The sequence below is a fragment of the Photobacterium marinum genome (genome assembly GCF_000331515.1).
GTDB classification, from domain to species: Bacteria; Pseudomonadota; Gammaproteobacteria; order Enterobacterales; family Vibrionaceae; genus Photobacterium; species Photobacterium marinum.
The window spans coordinates 79,000-98,658 of sequence record NZ_AMZO01000013.1 but is presented as its reverse complement, the minus strand read 5'-3'; the positions used below and the strand labels follow the sequence as shown (position 1 = coordinate 98,658).

Below are 19,659 nucleotides of genomic sequence, written 5' to 3'. Positions count from 1 at the left end.
CAACTTATCTCAGGACGGGACAAGGAGTATAAAAAAGCCTGATAATGAATCATCAGGCTTTTTGTTCGCTTAACTGTCTAGGAAGGAAGTTAATCGCGATTATTCTGGCCTCTCGCTCAGGTTAGCTTTTTGCCTGGCGACGCTTCGACACATCTTCAGCAAGCTGGCGCAATACTTTTTCAGTATCTTCCCAACCGATGCAAGCGTCTGTGATGCTCTGACCATACGTTGCGGCTTTACCGTCAACAATATCCTGACGGCCTTCAACCAGGTGGCTTTCTATCATCACACCAAAAATTGCGTCATTTCCGGCAGCAATTTGCTGGCCTACATCTTCAGCTACTAACATCTGACGCTTGAACTGCTTAAGGCTATTCGCATGGCTGAAGTCAATCATCACTTTCTGGCGCAAACTGGCCTTTTCAAGTTGCTGGGTGATCGCATCGACATGCTCAGCGCTATAATTTGGCTCTTTACCACCACGAAGAATGATATGACAGTCATCGTTACCCTCAGTCGAGACAATAGCTGAATGACCAAACTTGGTAACAGACAAAAAGTGGTGTGACGCGCTGGAAGAACCAATGGCATCGGTGGCAATTTTAATATTACCGTCCGTACCATTTTTAAATCCGACCGGGCAAGACAGGCCAGATGCCAGCTCACGGTGAACCTGAGATTCAGTAGTACGGGCACCGATAGCCCCCCAGCTGATCAGATCAGCTGTGTACTGAGGAGAAATCATATCCAGAAACTCAACCGCAGTCGGTACCCCCATATCTGTCAGATCCAGCAACAATTTGCGACCAATTCGCAAACCATCATTCAACTGAAAGCTTCCATCCATGTACGGGTCGTTGATCAGGCCTTTCCAGCCAACGGTGGTACGCGGTTTTTCAAAGTAAACCCGCATCACCACTTCCAGATCCCCTTTCAACTCCTCCCTTAATGCTTTCAGTCGCTTACCGTAATCAAGCGCTGCAACAGGATCGTGAATAGAACAAGGGCCGACAATCACTAATAAGCGATCATCTTCATCATTCAGAATCTTATGAATTGACTGACGAGCTTTATATACTGTTTCAGAAGCAGTTTCTGTTGCCGGGTACTTTTCCAGTACAGCTACTGGTGGCAATAACTCTTTGATTTCGCGAATGCGTACGTCATCTGTTTTGTGCATGCTTATTACTTCCCGTGTTACTCCGCTGGCAACCGTAAATAATTATTTACAAGCTTGGTTGACAGTAAATTTCATATCCAATTGACTTTAACCTACCTCTTAATTTAGGCATGTGCAAACGGTATTTGTAATTTAACTACATATTTTTTCTTCAGAATTCACTTGCGAATCCAAAATCTCTAATAAATTTCACCAAAGTAGTTAACCAATCGCACAATAAAATCCTACAACAGATAGCTATCCATGCATAAATAATGAGCAACAAATTGCACCTTTTGCTCTTTTGTGGGTTGTCGCTTTGAAATACCCCCACGAAAGCAATAACATAAGTTCAACAAGTTATACCTAACGAGGTCAGTATAGTGTCTGACAATGATGTCATTTCATTTAGAAATGTAGATAAATGGTACGGTGAATTCCATGCCCTAAAAAACATAAACCTGACCATAAAGCGTGGAGAACGCCTTGTCATATGTGGCCCTTCCGGCTCTGGCAAGTCCACTTTGATTCGCTGTATTAACGGGCTGGAGAAATACAATACAGGCCAACTTTCTGTTTCCGGCCAACTGCTTGATGATAAGCACCTGCGCACTATTCGCGGCAAAGTCGGCATGGTTTTTCAACATTTCAATCTTTTCCCTCACATGACCGTTCTGGAAAACCTGACTCTTGCTCCCCGCCGTGCGTTAAAAATGCCAGAAGCCGAGGCCGAAAAAATGGCCCGAGAGTTTCTTGATCGTGTCCATATAGGTCATCAGGCCGATAAATATCCAGCACAGCTTTCCGGCGGACAGCAACAACGCGTCGCCATTGCCCGCTCACTCTGTATGAAACCTGATATTTTGCTGTTTGATGAACCGACTTCAGCATTGGATCCAGAAATGATCCGTGAAGTTCTGGATGTGATGAAAGAACTGGCTAACGAAGGCATGACCATGGTGTGCGTAACCCACGAAATGGGGTTTGCCCGTCAGGTTGCCGATCGGGTGGTATTTATGGACGAAGGAGAAATTGTCGAAACCGCCCCACCTGCGCAGCTTTTTGACGCCCCAGAACACCCTCGCACTCGTCAATTCCTAGAACAAATACTGAGCTATTAATTCTGATGTCGAATAAAACTCACTTTCTAAGTTCCGGCACCAAAATTCTCAGGCCTGTTCTATCCGGACTTTTCCAGGTTGGTCTCGTCGGACTCGGTTTGTTCTGGCTGCTGAACAGCGGTGCTGAAGCCATGAACTACCGCTGGCAATGGTATCGGATACCTCAATATCTGTGGTTTGTTGAAGACGGAGAATGGTTTCCGGCCGAACTGCTCGAAGGTCTTATGGTCACCCTACAGATATCAGCTGTTGGCCTGATTTGTACCTTAGCGATTGGCCAGACTACTGCCCTGCTGCGCCTCTCAGATTCTGTTGTCGGTCGATCCCTTGCCCGTGGTTACATCGAGCTGATCCGTAATACACCACTACTAGTACAAATTTACCTGTTGTATTTCGTATTTGGCCCGGTACTTGGTTTAGAGCGATTTACCACTGCGGTTCTGGCACTGTCACTTTTTCAGGGTGCCTACACCGCTGAAATTTTCCGTGCCGGGCTCAATAGCATCGCCAAAGGACAATTCGAAGCCGGGCAAAGCCTGGGGCTGACAAAAACTGACTGCTATCGCTTTGTCATCCTCCCACAGGTAATTCGGCGCATTCTGCCGCCATTGACCAATGAAGCCGTATCACTGGTTAAGAACTCCTCGATCGTCAGTGTAATGGCGATTTTCGACTTAACCACTGAAGGCAGAAACATTGTTGCCGACACTGCCATGCCATTCGAAGTTTGGTTTACTGTTGCCGGCATTTATTTATGCGTAACCCTGGTACTTTCAGGCTTTGCTGCATGGCTTGAGCACAGGCTCAATGTTTCGTCGCATTGATCAAGAATTCATAAATTAAAAACAACACATTACTAATAAGGAGAAAGGACACATGAAACGCCTTTTAGCTACATGCTTGGCTTTACTGTCGTTAGTCATGGGCTCCTCAGCCATCGCCGGAGATACAACCGCTCTTACAGCTATTAAAGAACGCGGCACTTTACGTGTCGGCCTGTCCACTTTCGTCCCATGGGCAATGCGTGATAAACAGGGTGAACTGATTGGTTTTGAGGTTGATGTTGCCCGTCGCCTTGCCGATGATGCGGGCCTGAAAGTTGAGTTCATTCCAACCGCATGGGACGGCATTATTCCAGCCCTGCTGGCGAATAAATTCGACGTGATTATCGGTGGAATGACTATAACAGAACGACGTAAAAAAAGCGTGTTGTTTTCTATACCTTACTCTCACAGCGGTATTCAGCTAGCCGCAAATAAAAAGTTAGCAAAAGATTTAACTACAATTGAGAGCTATAACAGTCGTAGAGTTAAGATTGCTGTTAGACGCGGTGCAACAACTGCAACACTAGCGAAGAAGCTTTTTCCTAGAGCTAAAATTTACCAGTTTGATGATGACAACATGGCCTTCCAAGAAGTGCTAAATGGCAATGCTCATGCTGTTATCGCAAGCACCCCTAAACCTGAACACGAAACACTAAGACATTCATACCTCCTATATATGCCTTTCAAAGATCCACTAGCAAATGGAGATGAGGGATTCGTAATGCGTCTAGGTGATGACGAACTGAAAGCATACTTCGATGGATGGATCGCTGCTCGAACAAATGATGGGTTCTTGCAAGAGCGGTATGATTACTGGTTTAAGACCCTTGAGTGGGAAGACATAGTTGCTGACTATTAACAAAAATTCAACTACCGATATAGTGGATCGCTCTAAGAGCAAATAAAAAAACCGCCTACGGCGGTTTTTTTATTTGCTCTTCATCAGCATCAATTATAACAGTCTCACTTCAGTTCCGAACTTACTGACAGTATCCCGAAGAACAACACCTACATCACAATTTTGAACTACAGCACAGTGATATGCTACCAGCCACCTACGCACCAGCAAGCAAAGCAATAATTGTCAAAGAAGGAATAGTTATGAAATATGGTTATGGCTGGGAAAAACTACACACAGCGGTTCACTCGCTAGCTGCTTCACAAACTCAAAAAGAACGACTGGTTAACGCACTTGTTTTTAACCTCACACATATCACACCTGAAAATGATTTACCTGAACCTATGCATGAAGATTTCAAAAACTTCATATCTGAGATGACTTCTGTTGAGCCGAAAAGTGATGAAGGTAGTTATCAAGCTACTGTGAATACACTTGACCAAATTGGTGTTGATCGAGCTATAGCAAAGATAATTGGTTTCTATGATACTGTATGCCGATACAGTGAACCGTTCTAAGCACAATTGTGAATAGCCTAAAAAAAATCCTGACTACACAAATAGCCAGGATTTAATCTAATCGTTTGAAGCACTGCGCGTAGCTCATCCCTTATCTAACAATTTATCTATCTTGTCACATAAACGATCAACGGTTTGTGTTAGGTGTTTCAAATCGTTTGAAACATCCCGCGCTTCTAATTTTTGTAATTGTAATTCGTTTTCGAACTCATCGGCCTGTAGTTCTAACTTTTCAATAGATGCCATAACTTGATTAATTAGCCAGCCAATAACACTACATCCAACCGTTAGACCAAACAGAATAAAATCACTAACGTCTATATTCATTCTGCCCCCTACTCTTTTGGAAACATAGCTTTTACTGGTTCAACTAAATCTGTTTTCCATGCTTCTATACCGTAGTGATACAGATAATCTAACTGATCTCGAACATCAGGATACGACCACTTACGCATTAATTGACAATGCTCTATCTTCCATTCATCAATACTAAACTCATACGATGGTGGTTTGGGTGCATCCTCAACTCCGCGATAAGTTGCTAACCACGGATAAGCGTCAAACGTTTCAACCTCGATTACTTCAATTTCGTTTCCTTCTGCATCAATAACCGTTGTCTTATGTTCTTGCTTGCCTTCTTCAAGCTTCTTTCGAACACCGTAGCAAGCATCAATAGCACCCTGATTAACTTCATCCCCTGCTAACAGTTCAGATAGTTTCATTTCGTTAGAAATGTATTCTTCCTCTACTTTCGCGTATGGATACAGACCTGTTAGATACATTTCGATAAAGCCGTCAATGACGGCTTTATCTTTACCAGTTTTGATTACTGTTTCTACATCCTTGATTGATTTGGTTTCAAGCTCGGTAGTAACTAAACCTGAAACGCCTTCTCTTTCATTTTTAATATAATTATATCGTTTCATAATTACCCCTTGCTTATAACCAACCAATCGGCATGGTTAAACGTTTTGTTCCAAACAGAACAGAGTTTCCATTGTTATCTGTCATTACAGCCGTTTTGTTACCAATAGGCATTTGATTAGACTCATCACCCCAACTTTTCGAAGTCTCATCCCAAACCAATTCTTTGAAGTGATAATCAAGGTAAGCTTGATCATTAACGGCTGAACGAGTATCCAAGCATTTAACTGCTGGCGAGTTATCCCCTCCTAACATAGACACTTCAACGTGTTGACAGCTATAGATAGAGTCACTGTTTAGTTTATTATCAAGTAATGTTTTGGTTTGTAATGCTAATGTTTGCAGGTAGCGTTTAGCTGCTGTTGCTGTAGGTATTTTAGTAATAAGGGCTTCTGCTAATAACCCGCCTCGCTGAGATAAGTAAGCCTGTGTTGCAAACACATCACCAATACCCGCTATGAAATCCTGAACAGGAGAATTATTACAATCTTCAACTTGATGAGCGAAAGCTTTGTATGGGTAAACACCAATACGCCCAGCCGCATTGTGTCCACCAAGTGTAGTTGCATTTGTTATTGGATCTATATACGGAGTGCTATTTACCCACGTTAAACCGTTGTCTTTGGTGTTAACCCCTGATGATGTTTTCACAAATGATTTTCTTGAAAATTTAAACCAAGTAGCGGGATTCCCATCGGGTATAATTGGATTCCATACACCCAACCAACCATTTTTCAATGTTTCACACTTAACGATATTGTCAGGTGAACCAATCACCTCTGTCATTTGGAACTCACCGGATACAGAGATATCAGCTTCCATTTCGAACACGATATATGTATCAGGTGTGCGTGGATAGCTATCCTTAGTGCGAATATATACCTCGTTAGATGCTCCATCCAGTTTGGCGGTGGTGTAGAACAGCTCATGTCGTTGCAATGAGGCTATAACAGTATTTCCATCAACGATATGCACCTTTGTAAACTCACCGTTATCAACTAACCCTACAAATTTATTATCCAAGAACCAATACGGAGTGGTTGATACTGTGTTTAGTGTTGGGTTTTGACTGATACGGATAAGTTTCAGCTTCTCAGCACCGCGATACGTTCCCGCTTTAACCTTTGCATCAACCCTTGCGTAATCTTCTGCTGTTACTTTATGAGCACTAAGACGCAAATCATTAACACCACCTAAGCCATCTGCGTAGATTGCATTGTGGAATCGGCCATCTGGGCGTTTCGGAGAGTGTCCAATTTGTCCACCCCAATTACCACCACCGCCTTCTTGCGAACCGCTAGGTAAGTATTTAAAACAATCCTTACTTGTTTTTTGGAGATGTGACGATACACCCCACCATGTGTAAGTGTTGCTATCTCCATCCCCTCTCCGCCAGCCAGCAGTCCCCATAGGATTTAGCGAGGGATGATCAGCACCTTGATTAAGTCTAGGAACGGTGCAAATTGGCAATAGGAAGCATAAGCCGTTGTATGCAATAGTTTTATCGTATCCCGTATTGCTTGGGTTAATTGCCCCAAATACACCCGCCCCACCGTTAAACTTAACATTGCTTGATTTAGCGAAATAACCACTAGACCCTTTGTTGTGCTCACCAAAGGGTGACTCAATACCGTCTTTAATACCCTGCGGCTTTACAAAATTAACGTTGTTAAATTTCAAATCCGTAGCTAAGGGCATTGTGTTAAACCAATCGCCATTACCAACGCCTTTAAACGTTCTAGCGCGGATTGACCACTGGCAGATTGTGCCGTCTACCATGCGATAGATATTGTTATCAGGGTCATTAGTTAAAACATCTTGATCATTAGCACTGCAAGCATGGAAATTAACACCTCGCCCACGTAGCCCTACTTGCCCGTCATACATAGCAAAGAATGAATCTGGACGACTAGCATCATCACTAGTCACAATACCGTTCATTTTTGTCGCTAGTGACTGAATACAACCGTTAGGATAAACATGATCGCCTTTATGAATTGGGCGCATAAATGCTTCAATAGCGACTAAATCAACACGCTCTGTAACTACTTGCTCTGATGCTTTTCTAACACTACAATTTCGAAGTTCAACTGTTGCGCCTGTTCCAGAGCAATAGAATAAAAGGCTAAAAGAACCTGTAGTTGTTGCTGTAAACTTAACCTCATGATATCCATTAGAACTAATTGATTTTGCTAATTGATATCCCGATGTATCCCTAACACGAAATTGAACGCTACCAACTAATTCTGAGACATATCCGGCGATGACATATTCTTCACCAGCAACAAATGAAATACGGCTAGATGTCTCAATAAATGCATTTCTACCTGATATTTTCGCCCGTCCACCTGATAGGTCAAAAATGCCACCGCCTTGCTTACTCCAATGACTATCTTCAAACCTGAAGTCACCATTTTTTAATTCAAACTCCCAAGCTCGACTAACCGCTTCGCTAACTGTAGGAGCAACATCCCCATATTTCGGATCAATGTCTGTCAGATAATCAACTGTTTCGCCAGTTTTAGAATTATATGTGCGGGTGCCTTTTTCGGCTTCGGGGAAAACCAACTGCGACTCGTTAATTGAGTTAATATTTGCCAGATTTGAGATGAAACCTGCAATGTTTACATAAGGGGTAACTGTTTTGGATCCACCCAGATGGGCGTTAGGTTTTGATGTTGCTCCGAGGAATAGACGGTTAGGAAATGCTCCGTGTATATACGACCACATGCCATCATTAATTATGCCTGTTGCTGGCGGGTAATTCTGCCCCATATGAACAAAGCCACTTGCTGCGAAACGATCATTATTAGCCGCTAGCATAGCTTCCATTACACCCTGAGTAGGAATATTCTTGCTAACTGTTTCAGTCGTTAATACTTCATCGTTACCAACAAGAATTTTTGTTCCTTCTTTATTTTGTTGGAACTTAATTAAGCCTGAATTAGAATCTTTGCCTTTATCACTAGAACGGCTTTGATCTAGATTACTTAGGTTGAAATTAACAATCTGGCTTTCGTTCTGGTTAACTAGATCTACATTAAGACCACCATCAATTACTTTAAAAGTAGTTGTATTAGCCTTATCTTCATTTTGAGAAATAGTAATATCACCCTTTACAGTTTGATTACTCGTAAAGGTGTTACTGTCTTTTAGATTAGCCTTGTTTAATTGTAGGTTTTCAATATCTTTGTTTACTTCTTCTTTCGTATATACGTTCAAAGAAGAAGGTGAAATTTCTTTAAAATAAACACCTATTTCGTTTTTATCTACAGCAATTACTTTACCTGCTGCACCTGTATACGAATCAGGAAAATCTTTTAGTTCACGTAGAGACTTAGTTTTATCTAGAATCTGTGAACGAACTATAATTGTGCTTCCTGCTTGTTTGCGCACAACATAAGAATCAGACGTTTGGCCTGATAATATTTGTGATTTATCAACTTTAACCACTATCGCCATTTTAATCACTCCTTTGATTAAAACAATTATTGTTTTCTATTCTTTATTTATGATTAAAGTAAGAAACTAGAATCGCCACCCTTCGCTGTATATGTGTAATCATCAACAACGGTTATAGATAGATCCATTAATGTCTCTACATCTTTTTCTTCATCCTGTGGTGCTACTTTTTCTTGAATTTGAATATCACCATAAAAGAAATGTGTTTGGCCTGCCTGACCTAACTCGGTTGTTTTACTAGGTGGGATTTTGATTTGAAATACACCACTTACAGCATTGGTTACTGTAATAAATGGTGTAATATCAATTACAACTGGATCATTAGGTGAAACACGACACTTACAAGTAATATCTACTTGTGATAAATCAATCCGTTTAATTAGATTTTCAGGATTCGTTCCAGCGTATAATTCATATTCTACGAAAAATGTATCTCCCCGTTTAATCGTCCACTCGTCCATTGCTGTCATTAATAGCTCCTTCTTCTTTTAATTTGCCAACAGTTTTATTAAATCCATTTCGTAATTCATTTCGTTGTGTTACTAATGGGTGATCTTGTAAGAACATTTTTTCTAACTCCTTAAGGATTTTAAAATCAGTTTCTTTTAATTGCTGTTGGTATTCGTTTTTGCCTAATGCCTGATATTCAGTTAGATGATATTTAAGAGGAATAAACCTTTCAGGTTCATAATCACAATCAGTTTCAATCTCATATAAAATATCCGGCTGACAAGTGTATTTATTTATGTAAATTTTATAATCTGCTTTAGATACATCATTAACGATATTTGTATGATGCTCTCTATTTATTGTGCCTGTATCCGATTCGACATAAACAGTTTTATCCATAAGTATTACTTTTTTAATAATCCTTACAGCTAAATCAGTTGCGGCAAAATCTTTGCCGCAAACTAACATAGTTTTCGCTATTTGATATTCGAATGGGATCTCGCTACTTTGTAACGTTACCATTTTTAATTACCTGTGATAGTCATATTAAATGTATTTATTTTTGTATTAGAACGCCTTAGCCAATAAAATTTAATTTCCGGCCCTCCTAGATACATACCACTACCATAATAATTAACCATGCCGCTAATAGAAACAGAAGAACGCGCATACATTCCTTTTTGATCTTCTATATTAAAAGAGAAAAGATCATTCAATGGTGTAACCGTAAAAGAAATATTATCAATATAATGGAAATATGTATATTTCGCTTGAAATCCATTGTAATCATGCGCCAACATGAAATGAACATTAAACACCCAACGACAACCATCCCTATCAATGGTGATTGTTTGTGAGGCTAATTGAGATTGTGCTCCTGATGACTTACCAATAAGATTATTAAAGTTAACTGTAATAGTGCCTGAACTAATGGTTTTAAGCTCTCTATCTTTATTGTCATAAATACCTAGCGACAATGTAAATGTATTAGGCGAGCGTGTGCCTTTTATTGGTGATACACTTGGATCAGGCGCACCTAACATGCTTGGAATTAACTCTGTATGCATTGGTGAAAAAGTGCCACTAAAAACAGGCTTTTGACCACACAGTCGATGACGTTGCATGTTCTTCCAAACCCATTCACCACCAGTTTCTTGAATCTTTCCATCACTTGTATAATTAGCCGATACCACATTACTCACACTAGTTTGTGCTGTATCGCTAGTAGCTGGTTTATTTTCGGTGTCGATTGTTCCTAAAGCCCAATCATTAGGCGCATTCACATTAACGTTACTAGTAGGCAAACATAAGTAACGCGGTTCTGCTTCTGTGCCTTTATCACCATCATCAGCTTCAGTTGGAACAGTTACCTTAGATGAACCAATGATTAAAGCACCTTCAATAACTGAGCCTCTAATTTGTGAGGATTCAATCAAACCACGCGCTTTTATGTTCTGGAACTCTGAAGAACCATCTTTATTAATGCACCAACCACTATTATCAGCTTTATAGTTATTCGAGTGAATCACATTACCTATTTTAAGGTTAGTAATTGCACCATTAGCAATATGACCTTCTTCAATACTTGCCTTACCAATCAAAGCTTTTTTGATGAATACTTTATTGTCCTTAACTTCAAAAGCTGTCTGTCTTGCGCTTCCTAAGTATTCCCAATAATCAACATTTGTTAAATCAATAGAACTAGGAACATCTTTCTTAGCCTTATACATAAACTGAATAGCTTTACCGTTTTCAGAAAAAATAACAGGACTATTTACATAAGTTCCTTTTGAATACGTTTTAGATTTATCATGAACCGTATTACCAACACCATTAAAGACTGTAAAACTATTTGCGTTTACTGCAAACTCAGAACCTTTCAATCCTTCATTCATTAAACCAAAACCAGAAAGAACACCGTTTACATCTGTTTGAACTGCATATTTAGTAGTAAGACCATTTAAGCTAGAGTTAATCACATTAAGGCTAGCTGTGTTATCTCCTACCTTTGTTTGTAATGATGATAGTTGATTAACGTTCGCTGTTGTCTTATCTGAAATAGCCTCAACTGAGCTATTCAATGATGCTAAGTTATCACCAACTGAAGTAACTACAGAATCAATTCGTTTACCTAATGAGCTATCAGCATTTGTCCTTGCTGTTTTTTCATCTTTTAGATCTGCAACATTACTATTAGATATACTAGTAAGAGTATTAACCTGATTGCTTATTACTTCAATTTCAGTCTTTCGAGTGGTAGCCTCTGATTCTATAGCTGCTGCTCGTTCGCCTTGTTCTTTCGTAATAGCATTAGCTCTCGCCTTTGCTTCTTCTACAATATTCGTTTTATTCTCATCAATAACGCTAATTTTTGATTGTAAATCTTGTGATAATTTAGACTCATCAATGTTAGTCAAATAATCATCAATTGAATTAAGAGTTACGCTATATTCATCAGAGTAAACAATATTATCACGCCCGAACTTATCATATGAGCCTAGACGGAAATAATAGGTTTCCTTTGTGTCTAATGTTTCAGTGATATTATTGTCTGTTGTATCTTTCCATAAGGTATCAATAAATGGTTTGAAACCTTTCTGTGTTGAACGATGGATTTCAACAGCTTGAAAATCTTGTTGTGTAGGTAGCTGATAGCGAACCATAAGAGAAGTTAAAGATGTATCAACAACAACGCCTGATAGTTGTGGCATCTGTTCGTTTGTAGCTGTAATAGCCGCCCACGGTGAAACACCGCCACTTTTACCAACAATTCGAACCTTTAGCGTAACGTCACGCTCTAGACCATCATCAGCATTTTTATCAAAGCTATATACATAACTGTTGTCAGTTATAAACTCAGTGCGCTTATAAGTGTTACCTGTATAAACCTGGATCTCGTAGTGCCGGATAAACCGCCCTAGATTACCGTTGCCGTCTGCATCCGCACCTTCCCCTTTTATATCAACAGCTTTCATATCATCCCAACTGAAGGAGAAATCAACGCCTTCAATGGTTAGTTTGCTCGTAGCTGAAGTGTTTAACTTCAATCCTGTAACCGCTGGATAGACCATTGGATCAGTCATATTCACATCGTTAAGGTATTCAAAGCTAGAAAGCACACCGAACACATTACGGTTAGCAACACGAAAATCATAACGTGCGTTTCGAGCGTTACGGATAATAATTTCTTGTCCATGTGTTATACCGTAGCGCGACCATGTTTCATCTGTTGAAAGCTTCCAATCAACTAAGGTTTCACGGATAACAATAGAATCAGGGTTAGTCCATGTTAGTTTACCTGCCCCTGTATCCTCTAAAGAAAGCTGTTCCCATTTCAACGCTTTTGGTGTTGGCACTTCGTATTCATTAGGGAATTTATGACTTGGTGATTTTCCGCCTAAGCTCGTTTCGTTACCTGTGTAAATCCAATCTGAATATTCAATACATGAGAATTGAATAACACCAAAGTTTTTAGCATCAAATGATTTAACAGTTTTTACTACACGGAATTTCTTTTTATCCCAACCTTGCTCATTATCAGTAATCGTAACTACATCAAACGGCTTAACCATAAATGCTTCATCATTCGATTTAAAAGAACAATGAACGCGCTTTTGTGCGCGTCTGAATTCTACGTTAGAAATCCATTCAACAACTCTTTTATCTTTTGTAAACTTCAGTTCAATAGATTGCGCTTTAACTTCACCATCCTTAGTAATAATATCGTTTTTCTGTGAAGGAAAAGTTAGATAGTTTTCTGAATAAGGTTCAACACTATCGTTTGCATCATTGAACTTAATCTGAAGTTGATTAAAGTAACTACTAGTAGAACCATATGAAGTAGTGCTAGCACCTATCATATTGCCTTCATTGAAGTGATAAACAACTGGTGAAGGTTTATCAACATAACAATAGAATTTTCCGCCTGTCTCGATTAAGTTACCTTGGAAACTAGAACAGATTTCATCAATATTGTTTCTTAGTGATTGTGCTTGGTTAACAGTCCCATTGCATGTTAAACGAATCTCGTTTAAATCACAGTAGTTAGCCGCTTCAATAAAGCTACGTGTATCAATTGAGCTAACATCTAAACCAACACCCCAACGCTTGTTAGTCAAATAGTCATAAAGGCATAGAGCCGGATTATCACTATATGCAATCTTATTGTTTCGAATGTCTTTGATACGGCGACCGCGAACAATCGCGTTTAATGATGGTTGTGAAAAGATTTCCGTGTCTTCTTCTAGCTCTCTGTGCATTGATACAGCAATACATGCTCGACCACGCACACGGTGATCCTTAGACCACTCGGATGATTGACTATCTACCAGTGATAAAGCTTGCTGATTATCACCACCAAAATTACATTGAATTTTGATTGCCTGACCAAAACCACCATCACTTTTAGAAAGCGTATAGATTTGATTTTCAAGTGGTCGAATCCCTACAGCCTTACCATTCAAATAAATTTCGTCTATGCCGTCTATGCGCCCTTCTGAGACGACATAGACGCAAGTTAACCACTTACCATTAATGTGCTCATAAATTAACGCTGACCCTGTTCTGTTGCATCCATAGACGACAGGAATAACCACATCTGCGCCTGAGTTGGTAATACCTGCACCAAAATCCGAATTAGGAATATCAGGTTTCATAGCATTCATTAGAACGCCTGCTGCAACTGTTCCCGCGATTGCAATACCGATCACTGCCGCTGCTGTTGCCCCGGCTGCTGCTGCGCCTGCTGCGATTGCTACCCCTACTGCTACAGGTGGCATTAATGCACACTCAGTTTCAAAGATTTATTAGATCCTTGAACTGCCGTGTTAATAGAAATATTCATTGCTACTCTCCTTGTATACATAAGAACCACGATCCAAACGAACCGTGGCTCTATTAATTCCTTTCTTTACTATTTGCTTTCTTTTATTCGAAAATAACGCGCAGTCATGCCCTCTATTTCATCCAATGAAATAAAACTGGCCTTTTGTTTTTTATCGCCTGATTGAAACAGCGAATTCCCCATATGAATTAAACAAGCAAAATAATCTTGTTTGATATCAATCAAAACAATATCGCCTGTTGAGGCGTAATTCTTTTCCATTTCAACTGAGTAATCTTTTAAAAGTTCATCAATATTAGAATAACCAACTAGTTTACTAGCTCGTTTCAATCCTGTTTTGAACGTCTTATATTTATTTAGTAATGTTTCATGAAATGATGAACCTGAGACAATATCTACAACTTTCAACGCATTCATGTAGCAATCATTGACACCAGTTTTATATTCTTGTTCTTTTACATCCTCTACGAAATCATGAATAGAAATTAGTTTCTCTATTTTCATTCAGCCCCCTATTTCCATTTACCTACATATCGTTTCTTACCTGCGTATTCCATCCCCTTATCATTAGGAAACCAGAATTGTTGAACACTATTAGCTGTTCGAGTGCCGTTAGTTTGATCAAGTCGTTTAAATTCATTAACTGTCTTACAAGTAATGGTTAGCATTCCTTTATCTGGATCTTTTGTGAAAACAGGTTGATCCAAATATCCAGAATGAATGATTTCATCTGAAGTCACTACACCCTCATTAACTGAAACAAGATAAACTTTAACAGGCTGGTTTAGGTAGTTTTCGTTTTGAATTTCTCGCTGATAAACTGGATCAATACCTACTAGCTTGATTGTCATCCCTTCAGTGCTAATGTTCGCACTACTATTTAGATTAGAGATAGAAAGTAAATCACCATATGACCGATAAAGATCACCCTTATATTCAATATCATAAGGTGCGTTAGTTAATCGAACGTGTAGATTACTATCTTTGAAAAACAGATACGTTAATAGATATGGTGTGCCTAAGCGCGGATTAAACATATTAGCCCCCTAAATCCTCTAATGCTGTGAATTTAACAATAAGAACTTCACCGTTTTTATAATTAAAATCATATTGACCTTTTTCTAGGCGTAGTTTGAATTTAACCTCATCACCAAATACTACAGGTGTATGTAAATCTACAGGTTTACGTAATGATGGTTTAACTTTAAGAACACCATTGTTTTTTGTGTTCGCTGTTAATGTGTATACTTTTGGATCGTTTAAGAATTGGATTAATTGACCTGATAAGAATGAACCAGAAAAACCACTAACATTAATGTTAGATACTCCCGCACCTTCCGCAGTTGTTACAACAGGTGATCCATATAGACCACCTAAAGAAACCGTATCTTTTTTTAACTTCATATAAAAAGGTAAACCGTCACCCTCAATTGAAGCAATAAAGCCTCTTAGCTGTTGAGCATCCATTGCATTTTTACATACAATGGAAAACTCAACTTTAAATTGTTGTAAGTCACGCGAACGCATAAGAGTGCTTTTATTCTGGCTTGTATGTTTCCAATTAAAAAACTCACTTGATACCTTGACGTTAGCCAGCATCAAGTCAGGAAAATTTTCAATAGCCATATTGCCTCTTTATTAATAACCGTGTGATTGTTTTAAATCTGATAGTTCAGCTGCTATTAGTTCTCGATGTTGTGTTAACTGTTCTGAAATCCATTCAGTTTCACCAACAACATTACCTTCGATAGTTAAACTAGCATCAACTTTAAAAGACGACCCCGCTTTTTCTTTCGTCTGATTGTATTTAGTAAGATCGCGTTGTAATGCACTGCCTAACGTGTCTGAACTCTTTTCTAGATAAGTTGATTGCACTTGATCAGCAATGCTGTAGCTCGAATCGTTAGCTGCTTCAGATTGAACAACAGGCTGACTAGGTTGCATTGAAACCGCCTTAACAAGCTGCTCGCTCATTGCTTGCTGTGAAACCTTGCGTGTATCCCATTCATCAAGGAAACGCTTTAGTTTCACGTTCTGTGGCTTCTGAACAACACGCTCACCGCCTTGCAACATCCAAGTTTGATTACCTGTGTTTGGGATTTCATCAATACCGCTGTGTGCTTGTCCTGAGTATTGCTGGCCTGAAATCATAGAGAGCTGAGCCGCGCCCATAGCTGCAACCATACCAGCCAATACAAAGCCTACAGGTGGTGCAACTGTTAGAGCTGAAGTAACACCCGTTGCAATGTTCATTAGAGCTTCAGCCATTTGATACTTTTTCTTTTGTTCAAAGGCTTTCTTACGCTCTTTGTTAATGATTGCGTTTCGTTGTTTTTCTTCCTTCTCTAAAGCTTGTAGCTGTTTCTTTTTCTCTTGATCAGTAATGCTATCGTTTTGCTCGATAGATTCTTTTCGTTTATCTATTTCATCGTCTAAAGCTTTTTTACGTGCATCTAGTTCACGCTCTTTAGATGAGAAATACATATCTGAAATTTGACCAATCAAAGAACCTGCTAACTTCATTGAGTCTTCAAACACTGCGCCCCAATCTTTAAAACCAGCACTGTTTTCATCAAAGAAGTTATTCCATGCATCACCTAGATTAGCTAGATCGTTATTTGTAAAACTATTGATTACTGAACTTTGTTTACCAGCCCATGTAATAAAGGCATCAGTAAGTCGTTTACTATTCTCTCGCTCTACATCTGCTCGTTTATCAGCATACTTTTTCTGAATCTGAGTTTTACGCTTTTCATATTCCTCATAAGATACAAGCTTATCGTTAAGACCATCTTTTAAACTATCTAGCTCTTTCCTTTCATTCTGGTCTACTTGAGCAACAGCTAATTCACCTGACAAACCAAGAATTCTTAAACGTTCCATAGATTCCTTGAATCTTATTTCACGTTGTTTACGTTCTGAATTCAGCTTGATATTTACAATTGCTTTCTCTGATTGCTCAACTAACTTTTTGTATTCTTCTGAATCTGCACCGTAATAGCGTTTCTTTTGAGAAAGGAAGTATTGTATATTCTTCAATTTAGTTTCAGTATTAGTTTTCTCTCGCTCCATGTCTGTGTTGTGAGACTGAGTAAGCAAACTAATGTAATCACCATTAAAAGAAATAACACGTTGTAATTTATCTTCACTAGCTTTGATTTCCAAACCAGCTAATGAAGTATTACGTTTATTTGTGGCAATCAAAATTTCAGTATTAAGCTGTTTTTCTAACTTAACAATAGCTGCATTATTAGCTTTAATGTTTTCTTGTTCAGCCTCAACATCTACACCAGCAGCACTGGAATTGATTTTATTTTCTGACTGTTCAATCATTTGTTTGTTAGCAGCAATCAAATCAGCATATTTACTCTTAGCTTTAGCAACAACAAAAGAATAATAAGCACTAACACGTTGTTTTTCTTTTGCTAGATTTTCATCAGATAACACTAGTGTTGAACTAGTCATATCAGATAAAGCGATTGTTTTAGCCTTCATCTGAATTTTAATATCTTCTAATGATGTGCCTTGTTTCTTATAAAGAGCTGTTAACTTGTCCTCTGCAACTTCAGCTTCCTTTGCAAACTTAATAGCTTGCTGTCGATGCTTCAGATTAGCATTCATTGTGTTATTTGTTTGACGACCATTAGTTAAGATTTCATTGTTCTGTTTTTTTAGCTTAATAGCTGCATCGTCTAGCTTATCTGCTGTTGCTCCTAACAAAGAGTTAGTTTCTTCATAGCTAGCATTAAAAGATCGAATTTCTTTATTAAGCTGATTCTTGTAAATATCAGATACTTCAGTAAGTAAAGCTGCTTGGTTTTCATGATTACCAACAGTTGCAACACTGTGGTTAAGTGCTCTCTCTAATTGTTTATCAATGCCAGTATAACCCTGAAGCATTTCACGAACTATCTTAGCTTGAGCATTAATAGCTTTAGCTTCATCAATACTTGTGAATGCACCAACACCATTTTCTAAATCTTTTAGCTTCTTAATTTCTGCTTGAATCTTCTGATAATTAGCTTGACGCGCTTGTAGTCCTTTACCCTTAGAAATCTTTTCATCTAATGAAGTATATTCAACACCTAAATCTGTTAGCTCTGATTTTAATAGATTAATTTCATCTGCTGATTTACCCGCTGAAATAGCAAGGTTTAGTTCAGTTTCTTTACTAGTATATTTTTGCTGTAAGATATCAAGTTCACTAGTATCAATTTTGGTTCTGAAATTTAATTCTGCTTTATCATCCAACAGACCTAAATCAATCATCTTCTGTTGAATTGTTTTTAAGATACTGACTAGTGAAGTTTTGAAAGTATCAAAGCCACGAACAATATTAGATAGTGCAACTAGGAAATTAGCTACTGTATCTCTTACCAGAATATCAACACCGCCTGACTCTTTCGCTTTCTTGGTGAATCCCTCGATAGCATTAGTCATTGGTTCGTCAAGCATCTTCGATACTTCACCCGCAATGTTGCCAAAGAAACCAACAGCAACACCTTTCAAACGTGCAAGGTTCGCTTGCATCTTCATGATTGCTTCACGGTTATCTAGTGACACTTCGAATAGTTTTGCTTCATCTGTCATCTTACGGAAGTAACTAGCACCTTGACGCAAGATCGGTAGCATTCGATACATGCTATCGTTAATTTCATCAGCCCAGAATTGTGCTTGCTGTAGTGGTAGCTTTGAAAGAACATCTGAAAAACGCTCAAACTCTGTTGCTGCGTCCATCTTCGCCCATTCGCTTGCTGACTCATTAATCTGGATAAAGAAAGGTAGTAATGCACCTGAACCAGCTAACGCGGCGTCTTGTGTCCTTACAGACAAATCTTTCATTGCATCAGTTACTTGTTCCAGTGTTACACCAGACATTGAAGCAATGAGGTTTAGAGCGTTCATCTTCTCGTAACCGATACCAACACGATCACCTAGACGTTGCATTTCTAATGTTGTTTGTGCTGCATGAATGGTGAAAGCCAGTAAGCCAGCTACAGCCGCGCCGCCTGTGATCATAGCGAACTTGCTAAACTTACTAATTAGTGATGTAACAGCTTTCCCTACTCCACTTATTTTGTTTTTCACCTTATCAAGCAATTTGTATAGCTTGATAAAAGGTGCTGACATAACCTTGTAAACTGTTCTAAAAGGTCGCGTTAGGTTTTTAATGCTTTTCTTGAACAGATTGAAAGATACTGTAATAGGTGCAAATGCTTTCTTAACTGCCCTATTCATTTTGATTAAGTTAGAATCGAATTTATCAGCGACCATTCGTGTTTTTCTTTCGAACTCACCAAAGGTTTTAATCATTTTATTGGTGCTTCGAGTAGCATGATTTTCAACCCTTGTTAATGCTTCCTGAAATCGTGCTGAATTAGCTTCGAAATCAACAGACAATCGCGCTACTGTGTAAGTCTTTGCCATTGTTTGAACTCCTTTTCAAACCAAAAAAAAGAG

General features: G+C 39.0%; 15 protein-coding genes. 4 read left to right on the top strand and 11 right to left on the bottom strand.

Features of this window, described 5'->3' with window-relative positions; all coding sequences use genetic code 11:
• Positions 1-121: 121 nt before the first annotated feature.
• Complete coding sequence (gene aroG / locus C942_RS09690) at positions 122-1,180, bottom strand: 3-deoxy-7-phosphoheptulonate synthase AroG (RefSeq protein ID WP_007465150.1); 1,059 nt, start codon at positions 1,178-1,180, stop codon at positions 122-124.
• Positions 1,181-1,542: 362 nt separating this feature from the next.
• On the opposite strand from aroG, the gene C942_RS09685 reads away from it, so the two are divergent.
• The 4 genes from C942_RS09685 to C942_RS09670 all read left to right on the top strand — a co-directional run bounded on the left by C942_RS09685 (position 1,543) and on the right by C942_RS09670 (position 4,520).
• Positions 1,543-2,280, top strand: coding sequence for an amino acid ABC transporter ATP-binding protein (locus C942_RS09685; protein ID WP_007465148.1), 738 nt, complete (start codon positions 1,543-1,545; stop codon positions 2,278-2,280).
• 5 nt (positions 2,281-2,285) lie between these two features.
• Positions 2,286-3,104: an amino acid ABC transporter permease gene (locus C942_RS09680; RefSeq protein ID WP_007465146.1), complete on the top strand. Its 819-nt coding sequence runs from the start codon at positions 2,286-2,288 to the stop codon at positions 3,102-3,104.
• Positions 3,105-3,156: 52 nt separating this feature from the next.
• Positions 3,157-3,963, top strand: coding sequence for a transporter substrate-binding domain-containing protein (locus C942_RS09675; RefSeq protein ID WP_007465145.1), 807 nt, complete (start codon positions 3,157-3,159; stop codon positions 3,961-3,963).
• Between the two features lie 182 nt (positions 3,964-4,145).
• Positions 4,146-4,520: a hypothetical protein gene (locus C942_RS09670; RefSeq protein ID WP_198287480.1), complete on the top strand. Its 375-nt coding sequence runs from the start codon at positions 4,146-4,148 to the stop codon at positions 4,518-4,520.
• An 84-nt stretch (positions 4,521-4,604) separates the two neighbouring features.
• On the opposite strand, the gene C942_RS09665 is transcribed toward C942_RS09670, so the two are convergent.
• The 10 genes from C942_RS09665 to C942_RS09620 all read right to left on the bottom strand — a co-directional run bounded on the left by C942_RS09665 (position 4,605) and on the right by C942_RS09620 (position 19,626).
• Positions 4,605-4,847, bottom strand: a complete 243-nt coding sequence (locus C942_RS09665; protein WP_007465141.1) for a hypothetical protein — start codon at positions 4,845-4,847, stop codon at positions 4,605-4,607.
• Positions 4,848-4,855: 8 nt separating this feature from the next.
• Positions 4,856-5,446, bottom strand: a complete 591-nt coding sequence (locus tag C942_RS09660) for a hypothetical protein (protein ID WP_007465140.1) — start codon at positions 5,444-5,446, stop codon at positions 4,856-4,858.
• Positions 5,447-5,459: 13 nt separating this feature from the next.
• Positions 5,460-8,906: a hypothetical protein gene (locus tag C942_RS09655; protein ID WP_007465138.1), complete on the bottom strand. Its 3,447-nt coding sequence runs from the start codon at positions 8,904-8,906 to the stop codon at positions 5,460-5,462.
• Positions 8,907-8,959: 53 nt separating this feature from the next.
• Positions 8,960-9,376 carry a hypothetical protein gene (locus C942_RS09650; protein ID WP_007465136.1) on the bottom strand — a complete coding sequence of 139 codons (417 nt, stop codon included), beginning with the start codon at positions 9,374-9,376 and terminating at the stop codon, positions 8,960-8,962.
• Positions 9,348-9,878: a hypothetical protein gene (locus C942_RS09645; RefSeq protein ID WP_036799479.1), complete on the bottom strand. Its 531-nt coding sequence runs from the start codon at positions 9,876-9,878 to the stop codon at positions 9,348-9,350. Before C942_RS09645 ends, C942_RS09650 begins: the two co-directional genes overlap by 29 nt.
• A 2-nt stretch (positions 9,879-9,880) precedes the next feature.
• Complete coding sequence (locus C942_RS09640) at positions 9,881-14,134, bottom strand: phage tail tip fiber protein (protein ID WP_007465132.1); 4,254 nt, start codon at positions 14,132-14,134, stop codon at positions 9,881-9,883.
• 134 nt (positions 14,135-14,268) lie between these two features.
• On the bottom strand, positions 14,269-14,703 hold the full coding sequence (locus C942_RS09635) for a DUF6950 family protein (protein WP_007465129.1): 435 nt from the start codon (positions 14,701-14,703) through the stop codon (positions 14,269-14,271).
• Positions 14,704-14,711: 8 nt separating this feature from the next.
• Positions 14,712-15,236, bottom strand: coding sequence for a DUF2163 domain-containing protein (locus tag C942_RS09630; protein WP_051035780.1), 525 nt, complete (start codon positions 15,234-15,236; stop codon positions 14,712-14,714).
• A gap of 1 nt (position 15,237) precedes the next feature.
• A complete protein-coding gene (locus C942_RS09625; RefSeq protein WP_007465125.1) occupies positions 15,238-15,825 on the bottom strand; it encodes a hypothetical protein in 588 nt (195 codons plus the stop codon).
• Between the two features lie 12 nt (positions 15,826-15,837).
• A complete protein-coding gene (locus C942_RS09620) occupies positions 15,838-19,626 on the bottom strand; it encodes a hypothetical protein (protein ID WP_007465123.1) in 3,789 nt (1,262 codons plus the stop codon).
• Between the last annotated feature and the right edge of the window lie 33 nt (positions 19,627-19,659).

Coding starts and splice junctions, on each gene's coding strand:
- C942_RS09655 (WP_007465138.1), bottom strand. CDS start 8,906: ATGGCGATAGTGGTTAAAGTTGATAAATCACAAATATTATCAGGCCAA.
- C942_RS09675 (WP_007465145.1), top strand. CDS start 3,157: ATGAAACGCCTTTTAGCTACATGCTTGGCTTTACTGTCGTTAGTCATG.
- C942_RS09670 (WP_198287480.1), top strand. CDS start 4,146: ATGCTACCAGCCACCTACGCACCAGCAAGCAAAGCAATAATTGTCAAA.
- C942_RS09680 (WP_007465146.1), top strand. CDS start 2,286: ATGTCGAATAAAACTCACTTTCTAAGTTCCGGCACCAAAATTCTCAGG.
- C942_RS09620 (WP_007465123.1), bottom strand. CDS start 19,626: ATGGCAAAGACTTACACAGTAGCGCGATTGTCTGTTGATTTCGAAGCT.
- C942_RS09665 (WP_007465141.1), bottom strand. CDS start 4,847: ATGAATATAGACGTTAGTGATTTTATTCTGTTTGGTCTAACGGTTGGA.
- C942_RS09660 (WP_007465140.1), bottom strand. CDS start 5,446: ATGAAACGATATAATTATATTAAAAATGAAAGAGAAGGCGTTTCAGGT.
- C942_RS09625 (WP_007465125.1), bottom strand. CDS start 15,825: ATGGCTATTGAAAATTTTCCTGACTTGATGCTGGCTAACGTCAAGGTA.
- C942_RS09645 (WP_036799479.1), bottom strand. CDS start 9,878: ATGGTAACGTTACAAAGTAGCGAGATCCCATTCGAATATCAAATAGCG.
- C942_RS09630 (WP_051035780.1), bottom strand. CDS start 15,236: ATGTTTAATCCGCGCTTAGGCACACCATATCTATTAACGTATCTGTTT.
- C942_RS09635 (WP_007465129.1), bottom strand. CDS start 14,703: ATGAAAATAGAGAAACTAATTTCTATTCATGATTTCGTAGAGGATGTA.
- C942_RS09640 (WP_007465132.1), bottom strand. CDS start 14,134: ATGCCACCTGTAGCAGTAGGGGTAGCAATCGCAGCAGGCGCAGCAGCA.
- C942_RS09650 (WP_007465136.1), bottom strand. CDS start 9,376: ATGACAGCAATGGACGAGTGGACGATTAAACGGGGAGATACATTTTTC.
- aroG (WP_007465150.1), bottom strand. CDS start 1,180: ATGCACAAAACAGATGACGTACGCATTCGCGAAATCAAAGAGTTATTG.